This is a genomic window from Mycoplasma zalophi, from assembly GCF_018914005.1.
Taxonomy (GTDB): Bacteria; Bacillota_I; Bacilli_A; order Mycoplasmatales; family Metamycoplasmataceae; genus Metamycoplasma; species Metamycoplasma zalophi_A.
On the sequence record NZ_JAHMHI010000001.1, the window covers coordinates 659,022 to 681,573 of the forward strand.

General features: G+C 23.7%; 17 protein-coding genes. 3 read left to right on the forward strand and 14 right to left on the reverse strand.

The genetic code is table 4. From position 1 onward, the window contains the following. The first annotated feature begins 4 nt into the window (after window positions 1–4). Window positions 5–1,297 (forward strand): YitT family protein, encoded by a 1,293-nt coding sequence (locus KQ877_RS02590; protein WP_216535968.1) that lies wholly within the window; start codon window positions 5–7, stop codon window positions 1,295–1,297. 28 nt (window positions 1,298–1,325) lie between these two features. Here KQ877_RS02590 and KQ877_RS02595 read toward each other — a convergent pair whose 3' ends face one another. Then, window positions 1,326–1,793: an RpiB/LacA/LacB family sugar-phosphate isomerase gene (locus KQ877_RS02595; protein WP_216488242.1), complete on the reverse strand. Its 468-nt coding sequence runs from the start codon at window positions 1,791–1,793 to the stop codon at window positions 1,326–1,328. A 27-nt stretch (window positions 1,794–1,820) separates the two neighbouring features. Then, entirely contained in the window at window positions 1,821–2,288 is a 468-nt protein-coding gene (locus tag KQ877_RS02600) for a Sua5/YciO/YrdC/YwlC family protein (RefSeq protein ID WP_216488240.1), read from the reverse strand. Window positions 2,289–2,338: 50 nt separating this feature from the next. Between KQ877_RS02600 and mutM the strand changes: the two genes are divergently transcribed. After that, window positions 2,339–3,163 (forward strand): DNA-formamidopyrimidine glycosylase, encoded by an 825-nt coding sequence (gene mutM, locus KQ877_RS02605; protein ID WP_216535969.1) that lies wholly within the window; start codon window positions 2,339–2,341, stop codon window positions 3,161–3,163. Window positions 3,164–3,172: 9 nt separating this feature from the next. Next, entirely contained in the window at window positions 3,173–3,406 is a 234-nt protein-coding gene (locus tag KQ877_RS02610; RefSeq protein WP_246778000.1) for a Smr/MutS family protein, read from the forward strand. Between the two features lie 23 nt (window positions 3,407–3,429). Here KQ877_RS02610 and KQ877_RS02615 read toward each other — a convergent pair whose 3' ends face one another. The 12 genes from KQ877_RS02615 to KQ877_RS04255 form a co-directional block, all read right to left on the reverse strand. Continuing rightward, window positions 3,430–5,052, reverse strand: a complete 1,623-nt coding sequence (locus KQ877_RS02615; RefSeq protein WP_216488234.1) for a hypothetical protein — start codon at window positions 5,050–5,052, stop codon at window positions 3,430–3,432. Then, window positions 5,039–5,896 carry an ABC transporter permease gene (locus KQ877_RS02620; protein ID WP_216535971.1) on the reverse strand — a complete coding sequence of 286 codons (858 nt, stop codon included), beginning with the start codon at window positions 5,894–5,896 and terminating at the stop codon, window positions 5,039–5,041. The genes KQ877_RS02615 and KQ877_RS02620 overlap by 14 nt, the downstream gene beginning before the upstream one ends. Beyond that, complete coding sequence (locus tag KQ877_RS02625) at window positions 5,889–6,725, reverse strand: ABC transporter permease (protein WP_216488230.1); 837 nt, start codon at window positions 6,723–6,725, stop codon at window positions 5,889–5,891. Before KQ877_RS02625 ends, KQ877_RS02620 begins: the two co-directional genes overlap by 8 nt. Continuing rightward, complete coding sequence (locus tag KQ877_RS02630; RefSeq protein WP_216488229.1) at window positions 6,725–8,095, reverse strand: ABC transporter ATP-binding protein; 1,371 nt, start codon at window positions 8,093–8,095, stop codon at window positions 6,725–6,727. The genes KQ877_RS02625 and KQ877_RS02630 overlap by 1 nt, the downstream gene beginning before the upstream one ends. Before the next feature lie 277 nt (window positions 8,096–8,372). After that, window positions 8,373–10,001 carry a hypothetical protein gene (locus tag KQ877_RS02635; RefSeq protein WP_216535972.1) on the reverse strand — a complete coding sequence of 543 codons (1,629 nt, stop codon included), beginning with the start codon at window positions 9,999–10,001 and terminating at the stop codon, window positions 8,373–8,375. 1 nt (window position 10,002) lies between these two features. Next, window positions 10,003–10,887 carry a GTPase Era gene (gene era, locus KQ877_RS02640; protein WP_216535973.1) on the reverse strand — a complete coding sequence of 295 codons (885 nt, stop codon included), beginning with the start codon at window positions 10,885–10,887 and terminating at the stop codon, window positions 10,003–10,005. Window positions 10,888–10,894: 7 nt separating this feature from the next. Further along, on the reverse strand, window positions 10,895–11,344 hold the full coding sequence (ybeY, locus tag KQ877_RS02645) for an rRNA maturation RNase YbeY (protein WP_216488226.1): 450 nt from the start codon (window positions 11,342–11,344) through the stop codon (window positions 10,895–10,897). Between the two features lie 390 nt (window positions 11,345–11,734). Beyond that, window positions 11,735–13,765, reverse strand: a complete 2,031-nt coding sequence (locus tag KQ877_RS04250; protein ID WP_216535974.1) for an Mbov_0121 family peptidase domain-containing ABC transporter — start codon at window positions 13,763–13,765, stop codon at window positions 11,735–11,737. Window positions 13,766–13,820: 55 nt separating this feature from the next. Next, window positions 13,821–16,025, reverse strand: a complete 2,205-nt coding sequence (locus KQ877_RS02655; RefSeq protein ID WP_216535976.1) for an MSC_0775 family lipoprotein — start codon at window positions 16,023–16,025, stop codon at window positions 13,821–13,823. A gap of 9 nt (window positions 16,026–16,034) precedes the next feature. Then, window positions 16,035–16,925, reverse strand: a complete 891-nt coding sequence (locus KQ877_RS02660) for an MAG4940 family membrane protein (RefSeq protein WP_216535977.1) — start codon at window positions 16,923–16,925, stop codon at window positions 16,035–16,037. Window positions 16,926–17,086: 161 nt separating this feature from the next. Then, window positions 17,087–17,689 carry an FMN-dependent NADH-azoreductase gene (locus tag KQ877_RS02665; protein WP_216488221.1) on the reverse strand — a complete coding sequence of 201 codons (603 nt, stop codon included), beginning with the start codon at window positions 17,687–17,689 and terminating at the stop codon, window positions 17,087–17,089. Between the two features lie 182 nt (window positions 17,690–17,871). Beyond that, window positions 17,872–22,521 carry a DUF4011 domain-containing protein gene (locus tag KQ877_RS04255; protein ID WP_216535978.1) on the reverse strand — a complete coding sequence of 1,550 codons (4,650 nt, stop codon included), beginning with the start codon at window positions 22,519–22,521 and terminating at the stop codon, window positions 17,872–17,874. Window positions 22,522–22,552: the final 31 nt, after the last annotated feature.

Consider the following 22,552-nt stretch of genomic DNA (forward strand, 5'->3'; position numbering starts at 1 on the left):
TAACATGAAAAATATTTTTAAAGAAAAAGATGTTGAAACAACAACAGATGATATTGATCCATTTCATATAAATAGTCACAATTTAACAATTTTAAATACTTGAAAAAAATTTCCTAAAAAATTACTTTGAATGTTCATAAGTGCTTTTTTATTTAACTTAGGAATTGCCACTTTCTTAGCAAAAGCTGGAACAGTTGCTAGTGGTACAAGTGCACTTATTCAAGTAATAACTTATACATTTGAGTCACTTAGACAATATTTTGCAATTTTTTATTTATTAATTAACCTTCCCTTTATTATTATTTTTTGAAAGAAGAATTCAAGATTATTTATGATTTTAACTCTTTATTGATTAGTATTTCAAATAGTAAGTGAATTCTTTTTCTATGGTTTTGATCCTAATAAACCGTATGTAATTAGAGATTGATTACAACACGATTTTAGTATTTATTACACATCATATGATTTAGATGGTACAAAAATTTCTTGAACTGTATATCCAAATGGAAACTTTACAGGATCAAGTCTAGTAAATGAATTAGGACAACCGATTGGATCTAATATAGTTGGTCAATGACAAAATTGAACATTACAAAAAGATGTTATCAATGAATCAACTCAACAAGTTGTTCTAAAAGCCGGTACTCATGGTTGAACATATTTTAGAAATTTAAATCCACATTTAAATATGAATGTTGAAACATGACCAGTAATAATTTATACATTAGGTGGTAGTGTATTAGGTGGGTTAGCAGCTGCTATAGCTTGAAAACATTGAGGATCAACGGCAGGAAGCGATATCTTTATTTATTACATCTCAAGAGTTAAAAAAATGTCAGTAGGTAAAGTTAGTTTTAGAATAGCATGTTGTTTTGCTGCGTTTAGTATTGTTGTAATAGGTATTTTGGAATATACTGGTAATGTTTTAGATCACCCATGAGATGGCAGTGTTTATTTAGTAAGATGTATTTCAACAGTATTTTATATCGGTTTCTATAACCTAATAATTAACTTTATTTACCCAAAATATAAAAAAGTAAAAATCGAAATTTATAGTTCAAAAATTAATGATATATGTATACACTTTAAAAATATAAATTATTGACATGCATATAGCATAATAAAACAAACTTCAGGATTTACTCAACAAGAAAATTCTAGAATAGAAACAATCGCTTTATTTTTAGAACAAAATGAAATACTTCGTGAAATTCATAAAGTAGATCCAAAAGCATGAATAAATGTTATACCAGTTTTAAATGTAAAAGGAAAATTTAATACTCAAAAAGTTGAATAAAAAACAAGCTTTAAAAATTGCTTGTTTTTTATTCACTAGATCCTTCTTCTGTTAGTGTTTCTATTCTTTGAATATGTCTTCCACCCTCGAAATCTGTTGAATCTCATGTTTTAAACATTTCAAAAGCATTTTCAAGTGAAACTTGTCTTCCACCAAATGCTAAAACATTAGCATCATTATGAAGTTTTGCTAATTTAGCATCTTCTAAACTAGATACTCTGGCCGCTCTTATAAAGCTAAAACGATTCAGTGCATAACTTATTCCTAAACCTGTTCCACAAACACCAATTCCTTTTGCTTCAGGGTGTTTTTTTAGGTAATGTGCTAGTTTAAATCCATATTCAGCATAGCTTACGCTAGTGGAACCTGATTCTGGACCAAGGTCAACTATTTGATAACCTTCAGATATTAGTTTTTTAGATAATTTATCTTTAAGTTCAAAACCAGCATGGTCACTAGCAAATGCTATAATTTGATTATTTTTCTTTGTTTCCATACATAAATTTTACAATATATTTTGAAATTATGAACGTAATATTTTTTGAGTGTCTACATCAATTATTAAAGAAGGTTTTTGTGACATTTCACCAAATTTATAAAAATTTGTTACCTCTGGAAATAATATTTTGGCTTCTTCAATATTTTTAGCAACAGGAAATCCACTTTTATTGCAACTTGTGACGTAACAAGGTCCATTTTGTTCTAAAAACCCAAGAAGTTTATCTTGATTTGGCATTCTAAAACCAATATCATTTATTATTAAAGTTACAGCTCCAGGTCAGTATTTTTGAATATAATCTAAAGCATTTTGATTTAAATTTGTAATTTGTTCAACTTGTTTAATTGATGAAACCAAAATGATTATTTTTTTATCTAAATTTCTTTGTTTAAGTTCATATAAAAGATTAATATTATTATCTTTCATTTTTACACCAATACCCATAACTGTATCTGTTGTGCAAATAAATACGTCTTTAAATTTATTATTCATATTATAAAATTATAGTATTTAAAAATTAATAATAGTTTAAAATATTATATATGCCAGAATTACCAGAAGTAAAAGTTGTAACAAAAGCTTTAAAATCAAGAATTTTAAATAAAACTATTGATAAAGTTGAAGTTTTACAACCTAAATTAATAAAAGAAGCAACAGTTGATGAATTTAGTAGTTTTGTTCAAAATGAAACTATTTTAGATATCTTTAATATTGCAAAACATATCATTATTCAATTATCTAATAATAAAATTTTAGTTACCCATTTAAGAATGGAAGGAAAATATCATTTTTTTGAAACTGAAGCTAAAAAACACAAACACACTAGATTAGTTTATTATTTTAATGATGATTCACAACTTCAATATTTAGATTCAAGAATGTTTGGAACTGTTCATTTAAGAACTAATGCGAACTATCTAGAAACAAAACCATTAAATAAATTAGCTCCAACACCTGATAAAGTTAATTTAGATAAATTATATTTAAAAACTTCTAAATCAAGCGTTGCAATAAAAACTTTAATATTAAATCAAGAACTAGTGTCAGGAATTGGAAATATTTATGCTGATGAAACATTATTTGCTTCAAAAGTTTTTCCTGCAAAACCTTCATTAAACATTTCTAAATCAAAATTAAAAGAAATTTTACAAAATGCAACCTTAATAATGGATAAAAGTTTTGAATTGGGTGGTTCTACTATAAATAGTTATGAGTCTTTAAATAAACAAGAAGGACAGTTTCAAAACTTTCTTAAAGTACATACAAGAGTAAATAAGCCATGTTTAAACTGTGATACAATCATAAAGAAAATAAAAGTCAATGGTCGTGGAACATATTATTGTCCAAATTGTCAAAAAGAAAGTTAAGGAGTGAATGTGAGAGTAATAGATTTACATGGATATACTGTACAAAAAGCAACTGCAGCGGTTTTAAATGCACTTTTTGAATTTAATAATGATGATTATACACGCAGTTTAGAAATAATCACAGGTAATGGTACTGGAAGTTTAAAATTATTAGTTGCTGATATATTAGATAAAGAAGGATATTATTGAAAATATAATAATTCACAACAATCATCAATTATTGTTTTAAAAAATAAGAGTTAAAAAATCAGGGATTACCTGATTTTTTAACTCTTAATACTTTTATAATTATATGTACTAATTGCTGTTCTTAATTGAGTATCAATTATTTGATAAATATATACATTATAATCTTCAGATTGATCTGGTTGATCGTATAATTGTATTGCTACTTCATCTGTTCCAAAGTATCATTTTTTAATAAAATTATATGTAGCTTTTAACGTTGGGGTGTAATTTACGTAATCAAAATTGATAATTTCTGTATATTCAACTTCACCAAAAGCATTTGCAAATTCATCTGCTCAAGCATCTTCATTTTCTAAATGAAGATCTAAAATTTCTTGAATAATATCTTTGTCTAGATTTTTATCAATTTTGTTTTGATTTAAAATATCATAAATTTTTTTAGCAATAGAATTTTCTTCTAATTCTTGTTCTGATTCATTTACTAATGATTTTAAAGTTTTTAAATATGATAATTCATATTGTTGTTCAATTTTTTTAGTCGATTCATTTGCATCAAGTTCATTATAGAGTTTATTTTTAAGTTCTAAAATAAAATCATTTGATTGTTGCGTAGTTAAAGATTTTGCTTGAATTCATACATCGACTAATAAGTAATTGTTTCTTGGACGAATAAATTTAATATCACCATCATCAGTATCACTGAAATTATCACTTGAATAATAAGCATCAATTGCATCACCATTATATAAAATAGCTGCATCTGCCTTATTTAATTTTGGCTCTATTAAAGTATTTAAAAGTTCTAAACCATCACCTATTAAAAAGTTGTGTTTTGTATCGCGAATATCAAATGTTGTAGTGTCTTTTATAAAGTTATTAAATCCATCAATTGCATTAGTATAATTTGTAAAATCAAATTGCTTTAATTTTTTTGTTTTTTCATCAATTCATGTTCCTGGATTTTTGTAGTTCTCATAAAATGCACCAATCATTAAATTATCATAATATGCATTATTTCAACCAAAATTTGTATATCCATGTTCTTTTAAAGTTTTCATAATTCCAAATCATGATTTGTCTTTGAATTCAATCCCGTTTTCTTTTTCTTCTTCTGTTAATTTTATGTGTGGACGGAATTTATTGTTTACATTGTAAGCAATAACTTTGTCTTGTGAATAATAAGGAACTACGTATTCTCAAAAATGGTCTTCTTTTTTATCACCATCAACATCATATGTATTTTCTGTTAATAATTTTTGAGGATAATTAATTTTTATCAAACTTAAAATGTAGTTGTCATAAACAATTAAGTGATCAATAATTTCTTTACGAAATATATTTTTTAATCCATTTAAAATATTATTTTCAATGTTAAATAGTAATTTAAAATCGATTTTTTTGATTTTATCATCAATAATTAATTGAGCTGCTTGAAAATCACTTCCCACTCCAGCTATTGCTTTTTCATTATTTAAAGCAGTTGTAAATTCATTTATGTCATTAAAAACTTTGTAATTATATTTTGATTTAAATTCTTTAATAATAGAAGGTTCTAAATATGAACCATAATTATAAATACTTGGTTTGTATCCTGTATCTAATTTTATTGTTATAGCAAAAGCAACAGAAATAACTGAAATAAGACCTAAAATAATTCCAGAAAATAAAGTTATTATTTTTTTAACTTTACTTTTTAACATTTTCAATTTTCCTATTTCTATTTATAACTTTTTTAAATTTTTCTTGTGTTGCTTTTAAAAAGTGAGTTTTGGTTAAAATATAAAAAATATTTGCTGCTATAACTATTAAAAGTGAAATAGAACCAAGTGCTAGACTTCATGCTTGGAATTGTCCTTCATAAAGTTGAGTTCCTAGTGTTTCAGTGTTTGAAACTATTCTTGTGATGATAAAGTCATCAAAACTTAAAACCATACTGATTACAAAAACAAATCCTATACTACCTAGCATGTAAACAAAATAAGTTTTAAATCAGGTTTTTATTTTTGAATATCCTAAATCTTCTGAAGCTTCAAAAATATTTTTTGAAAATTTATCTGATTTAGGTAACATAATCATAATAGCATAAGGTAAAATAATTACCACATGAGAAACTATAACTCTAATAAATCCTTCATTTGTAGCTTTTAAAACTCCAAAAAATGAGGTCAAAACAATTGCAAGGGTAAGAGCGGTGACAACATCACTATTAATCATTGGTATGTTTGATGATGATTGAACATATTGTCTTGAACGTTTATTTTTTTGTCTTCAAAGCCCAAAAACAGTTAATAAAGCTAATATTATGACAATAATTGAAGTAAATACTGCAATTAAAAATGAATTTATAAAAGCTGAAAAATGACTTTTTGAAAATAATTCAGTATAAGCTGCAAAGGTAAATTTATTTCATGTTGTTACACTAAAAATCCCTTTATCACTGGGTGAATTAAATGAGTAAATTGCTCCAAAAATCAAAGGAATGTAAAAAATTAAAATAATTATTCCTATATATGATTTTTTTATATAAGTAGTAATCTTATTCATTGTTACCCCCTTTATAACGATATTTATTTAATAACACTGGTATTAAATAAATAATTCCATATATAGACATAAGTACCAATAAAGTAATTAAAACAAGAGTTGAAGCATTTGCTAAATCAAAAGGATTTGAAGCATTTGCAAAATTATTAATTAAATTACCAATTAATTGATTTTGTGAACCATTTGGTAATAATCTATCACTTAAAATAATAGATGTAGCTGTAATTAAAAATACTAAACTAAATCCACCTAATATTGCTTTTAGGGTGTATGGAATAACTACTTTTAACATAGTTTTAATTTTTCCATACCCAAGATCCTGTGAAGCTTCTATTATGTTAGAAGGCATATTTTTTAAAACTTGATAAAGAGGCATAATGACAAAAGGAATATATAAGTAAATAATTCCCAATATTAAAAAAGCTTCATTATTTAGTGAATTTTCATCAAAAATTACTGAAAATAACCCTCTTATTGATAATGCTTTTGAAATTGTAAAAATTAATAAAGGACTTAAAATTAAACTTAATCCAATATTTTTAGTTACATTAGATTTGGATGTTGCGATTATATATGCATATGGAAACCCAATTAATACACACAAAAAACCACCAACAAAACCAGTTCAAATACTTCTTCACATAATAATTCAAGTAGTTTTTGAAGAAGCTATTTCTCAGTTATTAAAAGAATTGTTTAAAGGAGTAAAAGCTTTAATAATTACTAATATTAATGGCAAAATTATAAATAAACCACTGAAAATAACATAAGGTAAAATCAAAGATAATCTTAAATTTAAACCTAGTTTATTTTTGATTTTCTCTAACATTATATAAGTTCTTTATCTCATTCTTTTGTGTCTTTTGCCATTATATGAATTGCATCATCATCTCATGAAAGATATACTTTTTGTTCTTCTGAGAATTTATTTATGGTTTCAACGTAAATAATTTTATTATTTACTTCAACGTCTATGTAGTAGTAACTTCCCTTATAAACAGTTTTTTTAACTATTCCTTCTAGTTTAGAATTTTTGTCTAACTTAGAAATCAAAATATCTTCGGGTCTAATTAAAACATCAACATTTTCATTTTCTTTAAATTCTGTATGAATTGTGTCAAACACTTTGTCCATGAATTTTACTTTGTTTTTTTTAACAAAAACAGCATCAAAGAAGTTACCATCACCTATAAAGTTAGCAACTCATTTATTTTTTGGATAATCATATAATTGATGAGGTGTTGTAAATTGTTCAACTTGACCATCTCGTATAACTGCAATTCTATCACTTAATTGTAAGGCTTCATCACGATCATGAGTTACAAAAATAAATGTTAAATTTAATTTTTTTTGTAAATTTCTTAAAAGAATTTGCATTTTTTCACGTATTTTAGCGTCTAATGCACTTAAAGGTTCATCAAGTAAAAGAATTTTAGGGCTTATAACTAAACTTCTTGCAAGTGCAACCCTTTGTTTCATTCCTCCACTTAGGTTTGAAATTTGTTTTTTTGCATTTCCTTCTAGACCCACAAGTTTAATTATTTCTTCAACTTCTTTATCCATTTCAGCATTTGTAATTTTTCTCGTTAAATGTTTTTTTTCATAATCTTCTGTTTTAAGGTCGACATAGTTTTCTCAATATGAATATTGAAAATCGCTGTCGTCAATTCATTTTTGAATTTTTGCTTGTTTTTTTGTTGATAATTTAGTATTTTCTAATTCTTTTTCATATTGAGTCATAGTTTTATCTAAATTTTTCATTTTAGATTCAGCTATTTTTTTTCAATCTTTTTGTTTTTTTTGTAAAGTGTTAAAATATGATGTATTTACATTTTCTCTCGGTTTTCTTTTTAGTCTTAAACCGTATTTAATATTGTTTTCAACATTTAAATGTGGAAAAAGTGCATAGTCTTGAAAAATTGTAGACACATCTCTTTTGTGTGGAGAAAGATCTTTTATATCTTTTCCATTATATTTAACTTCACCACGTGTGGTTCATTCAAAACCACCAATTATTCTTAAAATTGTAGTTTTACCGCTACCACTTGGACCTAATAATGTAATAAATTCACCACGATTAATACTTAAATTAATATGATCTAAAACAGTTTTGTTTTCAAATTCTTTAACTACATCAACAAGTTCAATGATAGGATATATTTTTTTATTTTTTTCATGAGTTTTGTTATTTATTTCCATTGTACTTCCTTAATATATTTTTTTAATACAAAAGTGAAATTAAATCATCATTAAATGACTTAATTTCTAAATAACGAGGGCAGAATTATAAATATACTGAGTGTATTCAGTATTTAATCATTTAAGAGTGCAAAAAGTCAAAGTAAAAATATTGACAAAAAAAAGTCACATAGTATTATTTACATTTAATTTAAGTTTTTGCCTCTTTAACATATTATAAAAATTTTAGCATAGTTTTATGTTTTTAAGGGTTATAAATTGAAAATTTATAAATAAATTATGAGTGTGTTTTTTCAAAGTATTTTTTTACAACAGTTGACTTAACTTCTTTGTCTAAAGGAACATAAAATGAATAATAAATATCTTCATCAATATTTATGTTGTATATATTTTGAGCTTTTATATCTACTTCCTTATTTTCATCTAAAAAATAGTAATTTTTAAAAAAGTTAAATTCATTTTTTATTGTTGGTGTATAGTTTACATTATCAAAATTAGATAACATATTACTGAAATCAAAATCTTTGAATTTTTCGAAATTTTGAGTAAAAAATTCAGTATCTAGTTCAGAAATTGTTTTTGGTTTATCATTTGTAAATAATTTATCTCTTAATGATTCTTTATTATCAAAATTACTTAATACATTGTTGTAATAAACTGTAATTAATTCATTATATGAGTAATCAATTGTGTCAAAAACAACTTCTTTTAAATATTTTAGCATTGCATCTGAGTCACTATCACTTACAGATTTAGAAATTATTCATGCATCTAATAAAATCATGTTATTTTGTGGTCTTATATAGTCTACATTTTTTCCGTCTTCTAACATACTAAAATTATCATTTGAATAATAACTATCCAAAACGTCACCATTATACATTAATGCTGCATCTAATTTTTCTTTACCTGGATCAATTAAATCATTTACAAGTTCAAGTCCATTTGTTGCTAATTTGTTGTATTTTGTTTCTAAAATTGAGTGTTTAGTAGTAGAAAATACAAAATCTTTAAAATATTCAATTATGTTATCGATGTTATTTAAATTAATATTTTCAAGTCCATTTTCAGTTAAATAATTGTGTTTATTTTCTTCTGATGCAAAATACTGTCCTAACATTAAATTGTCATAATAAACATTAGTTCATCCAAATTTGCGATAACCTGAATTATAAAGAGTTTCGTAAATATTTTTTCATGTTCTAGAATTAAAATCTTTTTTTGAATTTAAGGTTGTTACATGTGGTCTTGAATTTTTATTTATGTTGTAAGCAACAACTTTGTCTTGAATAAAGTAAGGTATTAAAAATTCATAAAAATTATCAATTCCCTCTTCAGAATCGACTTCAAATCCTAAGATATTTTCTCTTGAATTTCTATTGCTTATATTTTCGTTTTTGTAATATAAATAAGGTTTAATTACATGATTAAAAGAATCTCTATTTTTAGTATTTTCAGGGTTAATTTCAATTATTTTATTAATAATTCAATTTTCATATTTTTCAATGTGTGAATTTGTTATATCAGTAAAAATATTTTGTATTTGTTGTTTTTTTTCTTCTCTATTATTTGATAAATTATTTATTAGAATATTTCAGTTTATCTTTTTAATTTTGCCTTCTAATACTAAATTAGCAATTTGAAAATCACTTCCAACACCGCCAACAGTTTTTCCTTGTTCTATATCCTTTGTAAACACATTTATATCATTAAACACACGATATGAGTATTTTTTGTTTATTTTTGCAATAAGTGGTTTTGATAAATATGATTCATAATTGTATATACTAACTAAATAAGGTGTTTTAATTTTAAAAATAACAGCAGTAGTAATGCTTGCTGTTAATAAGGTTAAAAATGTAAAAAGAAGTATTTTTTTTAAAGTTTTAAACTTTATGAGTTTCATGTTAATATCCTAATTTTTTAATTTGGTCTTCTTTATCTACTCAATTTTTATTAACTTTTACTTTAATTTCTAAAAATATTTTATGTGAAAATTGATTTTCTAGTTTTTTTCTAGATAACATAGATATTTTCTTTATCATTGTTCCATTAGCGCCAATGATAATTCCTTTTTGTGATTCTTTTTTAGCAAAAATCGTTGCTCTTATAATATATGGTCTTCCATCCTCTTGTTCTGTAAATTCATCTATAACAACAGCAATTGAATGAGGGAGTTCTTCTTTTAAATTTAAAAATGCTGTTTCTCTTATTGTTTCTTTTGCGATAAAACGCATTGGTAAGTCTGTTAAATATTCGGGATCATAATAAGGTTCAGAATCCTCTAGATTGTCTGCATATTCTTTTTTAATAACTTCTAAAATATCTTCATAAGTTGTATCAAAACCAAAACCTACTCCCATTACAGTGTCAAATTTATATTTTAATAATTCGCTAGCTTTGTTATCAATTTCTTCTTTTGTAGCTAAATCAATTTTGCTTATGATAGCAAATTTATGTTTGACATTTTCTAGTTTTTTAATGATAAATTTATCACCATTTCCAATTTCTTCATTGGCAGGTTGTAAAAATAGTACTAAATCTACATCTTCTAAACTATCATAACTAGCTTGATTTAATTTTTCATTAAATACATGTTGTGCTTTATGTATTCCTGGTGTATCAATAAACACTAATTGATAGTTATCATCAGTGTAAATACCCTTAATTTGATCTCTTGTAGTTTGTGGTACATTTGTAATAATTGATAAATCATAATCAATTAATTTGTTTAATAACGTACTTTTTCCTGTGTTTGGTCTTCCTATTATTGCTATTGTACAGACTTTCATATTTCTCCTAACGACTTATGCTTAATTTTTCCATAATTGCATCCACGTGCTTATTCATATTTGCTTCTTCTTCAGGTGTTAAATGATCAAAGCCAAATAAATGAGCAATTCCATGGCAGAATATGTAGCAAAATTCTCTTCTTATGCTATGGTTATATTCTTTTGCATGCTCTTTTATTTTTTCATATGAAATAATTATTTGCCCTAGTGGTCTATTATCTAAAAAATTTAATGACATGTCATCATCAAAAGGAAATGAAAGAATATCTGTTGGATAATTTTTGTTTCTGTATTCTTGATTATATAGTTGAATTTGTTCGTTATTTACAATTAAAATATCAACATCAATATCTTTTTCAGAATTAAATTCTTCTTTTGCAAGGTCTAAGATATTTTGGTAGTCTTTTTTGTATCTAAAACGATAATTTGTATCATTTGTAAATAAAATTCTATTCATAAATTTTATTATATAAAAATAATGTAATAATTAGCCAAAAAATTTAATAATTTCAGAGAAAATTGTAATTTTTAAATAAACATCAAAAAACTTAAAAAAATGCATAAAATTTAAAAATTTAATTTTAAATACAAAAAAGCCTTTTTGTGTCTTTGTAACGCTCAATAATTTAGCTAAAATTTCTTTTTCATTAATTTTTAATGTAATTATGTCATTTACTTTAAAGAACCTATTTAGATTCAAATCAGTTTCAAAAATAAGTTGTTTATTGTCAATTATTTTTATTTTTTTGTATTCAAAATTTGACTTTTGAAAAAATATTAAAACAAAATAAGTGAAAGCAAAATAGATATTGTTATGATTAAAATAAAAATCTCTAGCTTAGAAAATTTAAATTTCATTTAATCTAATAACATTTTCATTAAAAATATATTTTTTTGAATGAGAAACTTCTAAAGTATAAGTATTTTTTAAATGTTTCTGAAGAATTATTTTGAGATTATTAAATATTTTTTCATCTAAATGTTCAAATACTTCATCTAATAAAATTATTGAATAATTGTTTGCAAATATACTGAAAATATTGACTATTGCTTGCTGTCCATTACTTAAATTGGTAGCATTATTTTCTAATGTTGTATCCAGTTTTAAATTAACGTAATCAAGAATGTTTTGTAAATTATATTTTTTAAAATTAATATAAAATTGATTTTCTAAACTAGTATTTTTTAATGTAATTTGTTCAAAAATATTTTTTGCACTAAATAAAATATTTTTATTTAGATATAAAACTTTTTCGTATATTTCTTCATTATTGAAATTTTTAAGTTCTATATTATTAATTTTTATTGAACCTTTATAGTCGTAGTGTTTTGCTAGTATTTTTAAAAATGTAGTTTTGCCTGTACCATTTTGTGATTCTAAAGTTGAATGTTGCATAAGATTAAGTTTATTTATTTTTAAAAATTTAACACTTGGAACGTATCCAAATTCTAAGTTTTTAATTTCTATGCTGTTACATTTTATAAATTGTAAAAACGGTTGAAAATTATTAGTTGTATCTAAATTTAAAATAAAGTTAATTTTATTTAAATTAATTTTGTAAGTTGTATATTGTGAAATAATTAAAGAAAAACTTAAAATAGGGTTTAATAAATAATTATAAAATGTGCTAAAAATAATAAGTATTCCTAAGTTTATATTTTGCTCGTAAATTACTTTAACTCCAATAAACATAATTAAAACAGGTGTAATTTGCATTATTAAATTAACTATTTTGTCTTTTCGTAGTGTATTTTGGTGATAAGTATAAGATTTTAATAAGTATTCTTTATTTGTTTTTACAAAAGATTGAAAATTATATGCACTATTATATAGATTTTTGTTTTGGAAAGAATTTAAAATTAAATTTAAAAAGTTATTTATATTTTCTTCAGATAATTTTATTAGTTTTTCATATTGCGGTTTATTTAGAAAGTTAAATGAAAGCGAAATTAACAATATAATAACTAATGAAATTAAAGCAATTAATGTTAGATAAATATTGAAATATCATAAAAAAATAATAGATATTATAAATCCGAAGCTTTGACTAAAAATTATCAATAAAAATTGTGATTGATATTGTGCAATTGCATTAACTAAAAAAAAGCGATTTAAAACGTCAGATTTATCTAATTTATTTAAAGAAATTAAATTAGCATTGAGTAATTTTTGTATAAATACTTCAGTTATGTTGTTTACTAAATTAATTTGAATTTTATTTTCTATCATCGAGAGTGAAAAATTAATCAATATTCTTGAAAAAATTACTCAAAAACTAACAATAAATATTGTAGTAATTAAATTTTCATTTTTTAGAGATAAAATATTATCAATAATTTGTTTTGCAAGATAAGAACTAAAAATATTTAAAAGAAACACTACAATGGACAATATTATTGAAAATAATACTAACTTTAAATTATTAAATACTGAAAAAATAGTGTTCTTTTGAAAGTTATATGAAGTTGTTCTGTTACCTTTTTCAATGCTTAAAATAACGTTTAAATATTTTTGTTTTAACTCTTGTACATTAATTAAATATTTTCCTTTTGCAGGATCTAAAACTTCATATTTATTGTGATCTTTTTTAACAATAATTATGTAATGTAATAAATTATTGTTATTTACTAATACAATTAATGGTTTTGTAATTTTTAGCTGCAAAAAGCTATGAAAATCTCCTTCTAGTATTTTCATATCTAAATTATTTTTGTATGCAAGTTGTTGCATTTCTATTAAATTTAAACCATTTTGAGAATAATTAGCCTGAGTTTTTAAGTCATTTATATTTATTCATTTTTTAAAATAGTATTTATAAAATGCTTGAATGCAAACAACTCCGCAATCTTTTATATCTTGTTGTAGTTTTATTTTCATTACTATTTAAAGTAAAAAAAAATTAACACTTAGAAAAAATGTTAACTTTTTGTATTTAATTTTCGTTTTGAGATTTTTGTAATTCAAATAATTCCTCAAGGTCAAATGAAAATGACTCATCACCTCTTATTTTGAATAAAACGTTAGGATTTACAAATCCATTTCTTGTTTCTTGTTCACTCATTGGATTAGAAATTCAAGTAAATTCTCCGGCTTCTGTTTTTGTTTTTTTACCAGTAATAGGATCTACTTCATAAGCAACTGGTTTTTTACCAAATGATTTAGCAAATACTCCATCAACACGAATGCTTGTAGGATTACTTCTTTTTTCTACACTATAACCATTAACACGCTTTTCACGAGTTGAAGAAACATTTGTAAAGAAATTATTTTCATTGTAGGTTTTGTTTGTGTTGTTATATACAGTAATGTGAACGTGTGGCATTCATCCACCATTTGTATCTGGACTACCTAAAAATCCAATAATTTGCCCTTTTTTAACTACTTTTGGATGTGCTGGATCAATATTATCTGCAACAACATATTTTCTATTACCTGAAGTATAATTTAGTGGCGTTATTCCTATATCTTGACTTAAAGTTCTGTTACTATCTAAGTGAATAAATCCAATATACATTCAACTATCTAGATTATCATCTTTTATTTGGAAGTGTTTTTCAAATTCTGCTGGAGTTAAATTTAGTGTAGATTTTTTTACTCTCATCATTAAAGTTGTTCCAACTGATGATGCATCAGCTTTTTCTGAAGCATCATATTCTCTATTAAATATTCCAATAATTTCACCATCATATGGAGCAACTATTGGTGTAAATGAAGGTGCTAAATAATCTTCTCCAACGTGTAAAAAGTTAGGTACAGAAGTTTTTGCAGCATAAACTGATCTAGTTGAATCATATCCACCTGATAACATATGTGTACCAAAGATATTGTAAATTGATTCATTTACTTTTGCTAAGTCTTCACGAGTTAAAGTATCTATTATAAAGTTATATGCATTAACATTTTCTTTTACAAAGTTATCTTCAAATGGGTTTGTGTAGTTTCCTACTCCGACTTTTTTATCAAAATCATAAGTTTTTTCATTGATTTTAGCCTGGAATTTTAATAATCCATTTCTTAAATCTATTGGTGTGTATGAAACTATTTTATAAACAGCATCTTTATTATTTGAATAAAAAACAAAATCATTAGCAGTTAAGTTTATAAAATCAGCATTATAAATGTTATTATTTTTTATTGAATATAAAACATTATTGCTTAATTTTTGATCTAAAAATACATTTTGTCACTCTTCATTTAGTTCAATTTCTTTATGAATTGTAAATCCAACATTAGTTTTACTTTCTTCTGTTAATTCTTTGGTTTTTCTATCTTGTTCAAATAATCCATTTGCAATTCTTATTGATAGAGTAATTTTATTTAATTCTTGATTATTTGTTAAATCAATTTCATTTACAAAAATATTAATTCCTTGACCTGGATATTTTTGTTTTAAAGCATCTAAATCAAATCCACTAAGTTTTATTATGCTATTTAGTTGTTTAGTTGATAATTCATTAATGTTATATTTTTTTAGTAATGCAACAAATTCATCTTTTTTAGTATCATCAAAAGTTACTTGAATATTTTCACTATTAATTTGTTTTTGTAATTCTTGATTTAATTTATCTACTTCTTGATATTTTTTAATATCACTAGCTTTTAATTTAATTCCTTTTAATGTAAATTCTACTTTGTGTTCAGTAAATAATTTTTTGTTATTGTTTTCAATTTCAGCAGGTACAAGAACCTTAATTGGTAAAATCACGTTGTGAATATTTGCTGAATCTACTCTAATATTATGATAATCAAATTTGTAGTTTATTTTATTTACAAATAATTGATCTATTTTTAATTGATCTACTAATATTTTTTTAAATGCATCAAAATCAAAATCAAAATGTCTTGGAACATAATCGTTTTTTGAAAAATCAGTAAATTCAATTTTAGAAGCATCTGCTTCTTCATTCTTGAATTTAAACACTTCATTTGTTTTATCGTTGTATTTAAAATAATTAGCTACTGGTTCAAAATGAAATCCAGAATTTAATTGACTAAAAACATTGTTATTTTCATTTTTTGTAGTTTCATTTATGTCCGTACTATTTGCGTTTTCTGTTTTTGGGCTCGCACAAGCTGCCACTGTAAATGGTAAGGTTAATGCGGGGATTAATAACAAATTATAAAATTTCTTTTTCATATTTTTTCCTTAAAAATTTATTCCTGCTCCTGAATTTATAGTAATTTGTGCTACGATTAAACCAAATATTAAAGGAATTGTTATGCTTAAAGATGAAGTAATTGCAAAACTTCATGAATCTTTAATAATATTCGTTTTATTTATTAATTTTTTCTGTTTCTTTATTAATTGATATAAAGCGAAAATTACAGTCATTATAAAGTTAATAAAAGTAAAGAATATATGAAATGCATAATATCCAAAATAAGATGATATGTATATTGTAAATGCAATAACAGCAAGTGTTAAAAACATTTTATCATATGGAGTTGCTCCATAATTTGTTTGGTTTACGTAGTTTAAAAGTGGTACTGTGGTAGTAAATAATGAAATAAATATTGCCTCTTTAATAGCAAAATATTTAGCATTATTGTTAGCTTTATTATTTATTTTAAATGTATTTAAAAGACTTATTTCTTTTAAGCTGTCAGAGTATTTTTCAACATCTTTAAAAAAGTTTCTTAGTAAACAATATAAAGGTACAAAGGTTATAAAGCCAGCTAAACCACCTAAAAGTTGTCCGCCAATTAAATATCAAATCCCAGTAAAAATGGGTTCAAATGTTTTCTTAGTTACATCTACACCTTGAAGCATTGCTTGTAATAAAACCACAATAGGATTTGCTAAAGCAAATGATCTTCTATCTGATAAAAAGAAGCTTCATGATCAAGGAATAATAAACATTAAAAATGTTGCAAATGTAAAACCTAATGTCATAAATAACTTATTATTTTCTTTTTTATTTAACTTTGCAAAAAATATTCAAAGTGTAACAAAGAAAATTAATGTATAAACAGCAATAAATTCATACATAAAACCAGTTGAATTTCAACTTTTTGCTAATAATTGCTTTGGTGTCATTTTCTCTCTCCTCCTATTTTTTATAATAATAATTATAAATTATTAAAAAAATAAAAATATTTTAATACGGAAAAAATGATAATTTATCGTGAAAAAACAAAAAAATCAAAAATAACGTTTAAAATAATGCTATTTTTGATTTTTTAATTTAATAATAATGATTAGAATTTTGAAGCTGCGTCAACAATTCTATCCATGTGTTTTTCAATGATTTGATCTCTTGTTCAACCTGCATACATTGGGGTTTTTGTTCCATCAATCATTAAAGGCTCTTTAACTTTTGCACCAACAAATTCAAATGTTCCTTTAATTAAAGCAGTATGACTTCCTCATAAATATCATCCAAATGGTGCCCCTTGTGTTGCTAATATTTGAACTTTTAAATGTGGTAATAATCCAACTGCATCTCCATCTTTTGAATATTTGTAACTAAATGTTTTGTTTGCTACTAAAACGTGATCTAAATAATTTCTAGCTAATGCTGAAATACTGAAGTTTGTCATTGGAGCAACAAAAATAATTTTGTCTGTATTTTTTAATTGTTCAATATATTTATCTGAATCTTCTTCATTTCAGTATTCTGGACCCATATTTTTTGAATCAATAGTTTTGTGAGCCATTTCTACTTCATTTAAATCTAATTCTTCAACTTCGTCTTGTGGATTTGCCGCTAAATAAGCTTTTTTAAACACTTGTGCCATTCCATATGAAATTGATAAGTCTTTTGAAACTGGTGATGTATTAATAATTAAAACTTTTGCCATGATAAAATCTCCTTACTTTTGATGTTTATATTTTAGCACACTTTTTATTAAAGTGCTAAATAAAATCAAAAAATTAAAAAAATAGTAAAAAAATCATTGAAAAATCGTTTTTTTATAAATTTTACTTTTTAAAAAATAAAGTACCTAGTTGTAGGTACTTTTAATTCAATATATTTACTTTTTTATAGTGATTTATAAATATCACTTTCTTTTTCATAAATTATTAGATTTTCTTGAACCATTTTATCAAGAACATTTTCTAAAAATTGTTTTGTAGTTGTGTTTAAAGATGTATAACCTAAATAACTAATTATTAATCTCATTAGTGAATTTTGGTCAATTATTTTGACTGAATTAATAATGCGTAAAATTAAATCAACAAATTCAAAATAATAAACAGTTTCAGGCGATCTTTTTGTTGCTTTTTTGAATTTTATAGTATTTTTATCAATATCAGGAGCAATAATGAAATCTTCATTAAATACAAAATTTTCTTTTTTTAATAATGAAAATATTCTATTTGCAAAATCCTGTACATATGATGAATATACTTTTCGATTAAATATAAAAGTAAGAATTTTTTTAATGTGAGAAATATGTAATACTTGATATTCAGTAATTAATTCTTTTAATTTATCAGTTGCATATGAAGCATTAGAATTGGATAATACATTTGAAAATAAATATTCATCGTCAAAATCTGGTAATGTAAGAAATTCTATTTTAGTTTCTTCTTTTTTTACTACACTAAATAAGTGATTTTCTACTTTATTTGCAATTTGCCTTTTGTTTGGGTGAATATTGATGCTTTTAAGCACATTTTTAATTTTGTTTAATTGATTTGATTTGTTTGTAAATCAATCAGTTGATCAAATGCGATGAATTGTTCAACCTCTTTTTTCTAAAACTTCTTGCCTTAATCTATCTCTATCCCTGGCTGTTTTTGATGAGTGGTATGTAGAACCATCACATTCGATTCCTAAAATATAATTATTTGGATTATTAGGATCAACAATTGCTAAATCTATTCTATATCCTGAACTCCCCACTTGTGTTTTTACTTTATAACCTAATCTATTTAATTCATTGTAAACTTCTTCTTCAAAAGGTGAATCAAATTCAATAATATCATCATTATTATCAATTAAAGGATTTATACCAAACTCAGCAGTTTCTAAATAAGTTTTTAGGAATTTAACTCCACGACCTTCTGCTCTATTTAAATCAATATCTTCCGATTTTAAAGAAGAAACTAAAATAACTCCTCTTTTTGCCCGCGTAAAGGCGACATTTAAACGTTTATACCCATTTTCATTATTAATAGGCCCAAATCTCATTGAAATTTTGTTATTTAAATCAGGTCCATATACTGAACTTATAATAATAAATTCTCTTTCATCCCCTTGAACTGTTTCAATATTTTTTACAAAAAAATTATCTTCTTTTTCACGACTGAAAAATTCACTATATTGAGGGAATTTTTGTTTGAATTTGTCAATTTTTTTCTCGATATGTAGTTGTTGTTCTTGATTAAAAGTAACAACTCCTACACTACTTTCTACTCCATAGTTTAATATTATTTTTTCTATGGTTTTAATTACCTCATCTGCTTCTTTTTCATTTTTTCTTTCAACAAATAAACCATTTACATATATTTTATTAATTCCCTCAAATTCTTTTGGTTTTAATTTTGAAGGAAAAGTAATTAAATTATTATAAATTTCTCTATTAGAAGGATATATTAGTTCTTCAAAAACTGACCGATAGTGTCACCTTAATTTAATTGTATTTAATGAAATATTAGCCATATTAAGAATTGAATCAAAACCTTTTATTGATACTGAATCATCATCGTCTTCTGTTATTTCATTATCTTGATCAATTAAATTAAAGAAGTTAGTTGGTGGTAATTGTTCACTATCACCAACAATTATTATTTGTTTTGCACGATAAATTGCACCAATCGCTGTTTCAGGTTTTACTTGCGATGCCTCATCAAAAATAACTGTATCAAATTCAATATTTGCATCTTTTAAGTAAGCACTTACTGAAAGAGGTGACATCATTAAACAAGGCTTAAGTTGCAATAGTAAGTTGGGAATTTTTTCAAATATCTTTTTAAAAGGCATGATATTTCTTGATTTATTTGCTTCTGCCTTAAGGATTTTAATTTCGATATTTTGACTATTTAAACCATTGCTATTAGGTATGTTGTTTAGTAAATTAGCTTCAACTTTTGCTTTTGCTAATTCTTTTACATTTTGTTCTACATTTATAAACATATCTCTAAAAGTTTCTAAGCTTGAGTCATTAAATTCTTGCATATCTTTTGTTATTATTGTATCAATAATAAGTTTGTAGAAACGTTTAATAAAAACATTATAAAAATTCTTAGTTATTTTAGCTTCTAAAATTTTTGTATAAAAATCTGCTAATTCTAGGTCATTTAATTCAGATTTTACTTTATTAATTCGAACCATCATACCAAGATCATTGTGAGTATTGTTTAAAAAAGTTAATTTTTCTTTTAATTGTGGAATTGATAAGGTGTCAAAATCAAAGATATTTTTTTCAAAGTTTGAAGATATGTAATCTAAATTATCTAAAAATTTATTTATTAATTCCAATGTTTCTTCTATATCATTTTTGTATCTAATATCAAGATTTACAATTTGTGTTAACTTGATTTTATCAATAGTAAAATCACTAATAACATTGTATTTATTGATTGAACTGATTAATTTTAAAGATAATTGAATGTCTTTTAAATTATTAATTTCTAAAATACCAGGTGCAAAATTTAATGTATTTTTTATTTCATTTAATTTATTATCTAAGGATTTAAATTTCAGTAAATTATCAAGATTATTGTGTATTAAATTTTTATCTTTTGATTTTGAGAATTTTTTTAAAATTTTATTAACAAAAGATCATTTTACACTTAAAAAACGCAAAGGATTTTTATATTTTTCTTTGTAGTTTTGTACAAATTTATTTACATTAGTTTGTGTTATTTTTAAATCAAAAATTCCACTTAAATTATTTTCTAGTTCTTTATATTCTTTTAATGTTAATAATAGAAGATCGTATTTTTCAATTTCATCATCAATATTATTTAGGTATAATATTTTTTCATCTATTTTTATATTTAAATTAAGAATTTGTTCAAAAATATCTTTTAAGTATGTAATATTTTTTGCAAAACTTTGATCATTTATTGTTATTGACTTGTGGACTGAAAGAATCTTTTTATATACATCTTGAGCAAGAGTGCTAATTGAATTTAATTTTTGAATTATTTCTTCTTTTTCTTGAATATTTATTTTTGTTCATTTACTTCCTCATCAAGGGTTATTTGAAACATTAAAGTTAAAATATTGGCAACATGTTTCAAATTCATTGATTGTGATTTTTAAATCTTCAAGTTTTTGTGAATTTATAGATTCTAAATTATTTATTGCAAACAATAAATCTTTTGTTTGTTTTAAAGTGTAATATTTTCCAATTAATCTATATAAACTTATATTTAGCGGTTTTCTTAATTGTAATAATTCTTTTCCATATTTACTTAAATAATCAACTGTTTTTTTGTAATTGTGTACTAAGTTTTGCGAACTATTTTGATCAATTATCAGTTTATTTTCACCCTTAGTTAAAGAATCTGCAAGATTTTTTAGCACTTCTTTTTTATTTAAATCAATACTATGAATTGGAATAGAATAATCAGATAAGCCAATTTTATCTAAATTATTATAAACAACATCAAGTGCAGCTTTTTTCTCAGCAACGAAAAGAATTTTTTTATTTCTTGCAAGAAGTTCAGTAATTATATTTGTAATTGTGTGTGATTTTCCTGTACCTGGAGGCCCTTGTAAAATAAAACTTTGACCCTGAATAGCACTTTGAATTGCAACTTCTTGTGATGAATCTGAGTCAAGAATATGATAATAATTATTAATGTCAATTTTTTCTTCAACATTTGACTCATTTATTACATCAAATGGTTCTTTTTGAATTTCTTCACCCAACATAGATTGAATAAATTTACTATTAATAATTTTATTTTCATTTTGTTCTAAGTCTGCAAATATATTTATTTTAGAAAAACTAAAAGTATCTAAATAAACATTATCAATAAAACCTCAATTTTCGTCTTGAAAGTGTTGCTTTAATATTTGTTTTATTAAATTATATTTTTCAATATTTGTTTCTGCTTGTTCAAGTTCTTCAATATTTATTTTAATTCCGAATGAGTAATTTAACTTTTTAATAAGTGTAATATTTGGTATTAAAATAGATTCTTCATTAAATATTAAATTAAATGCGCTGTTTTCTTTTATATTTTTTTTACTTTTTAATTTAGTTTGAATAAACATTAAAGGTGAATAGTAATTTAAATCACTTTCTTCTTCTCGTCATTTTAGCAATCCAACAGCTAAAAATAATGTATTAATTGAATATTGATCAATAAAATCAAGGTATTTTTTGCTAATTTTTTTTAGTACATTCACTTGATCTTTTTTATCAATATCTGAATAAAAAACATTTTCTTTTAATGAATTTTCAACTAATAATAAGTCATTATAGTTGTAATGTTTAATTATTTTTGAGTCTTCAGTATTTTCATTTTTGTAATTTATATTTGCAATTTCAAATGATTTTTTATCTTCAATAATGTTTAAAATTTGGTTTAAATCAGGGCTTATTATTTTAAGTCTAGATAAATTTTTTGAAGGATTAAAAGAGTAATTTAAAGCTTTGTTTCTTAAAGATAAATCTAATAAATCCCCTTTTCATGTTTCTGTACTTTTAATAATTTTATCTCTATTCATACACACTCCAAGATACAAATAATTTATGTAA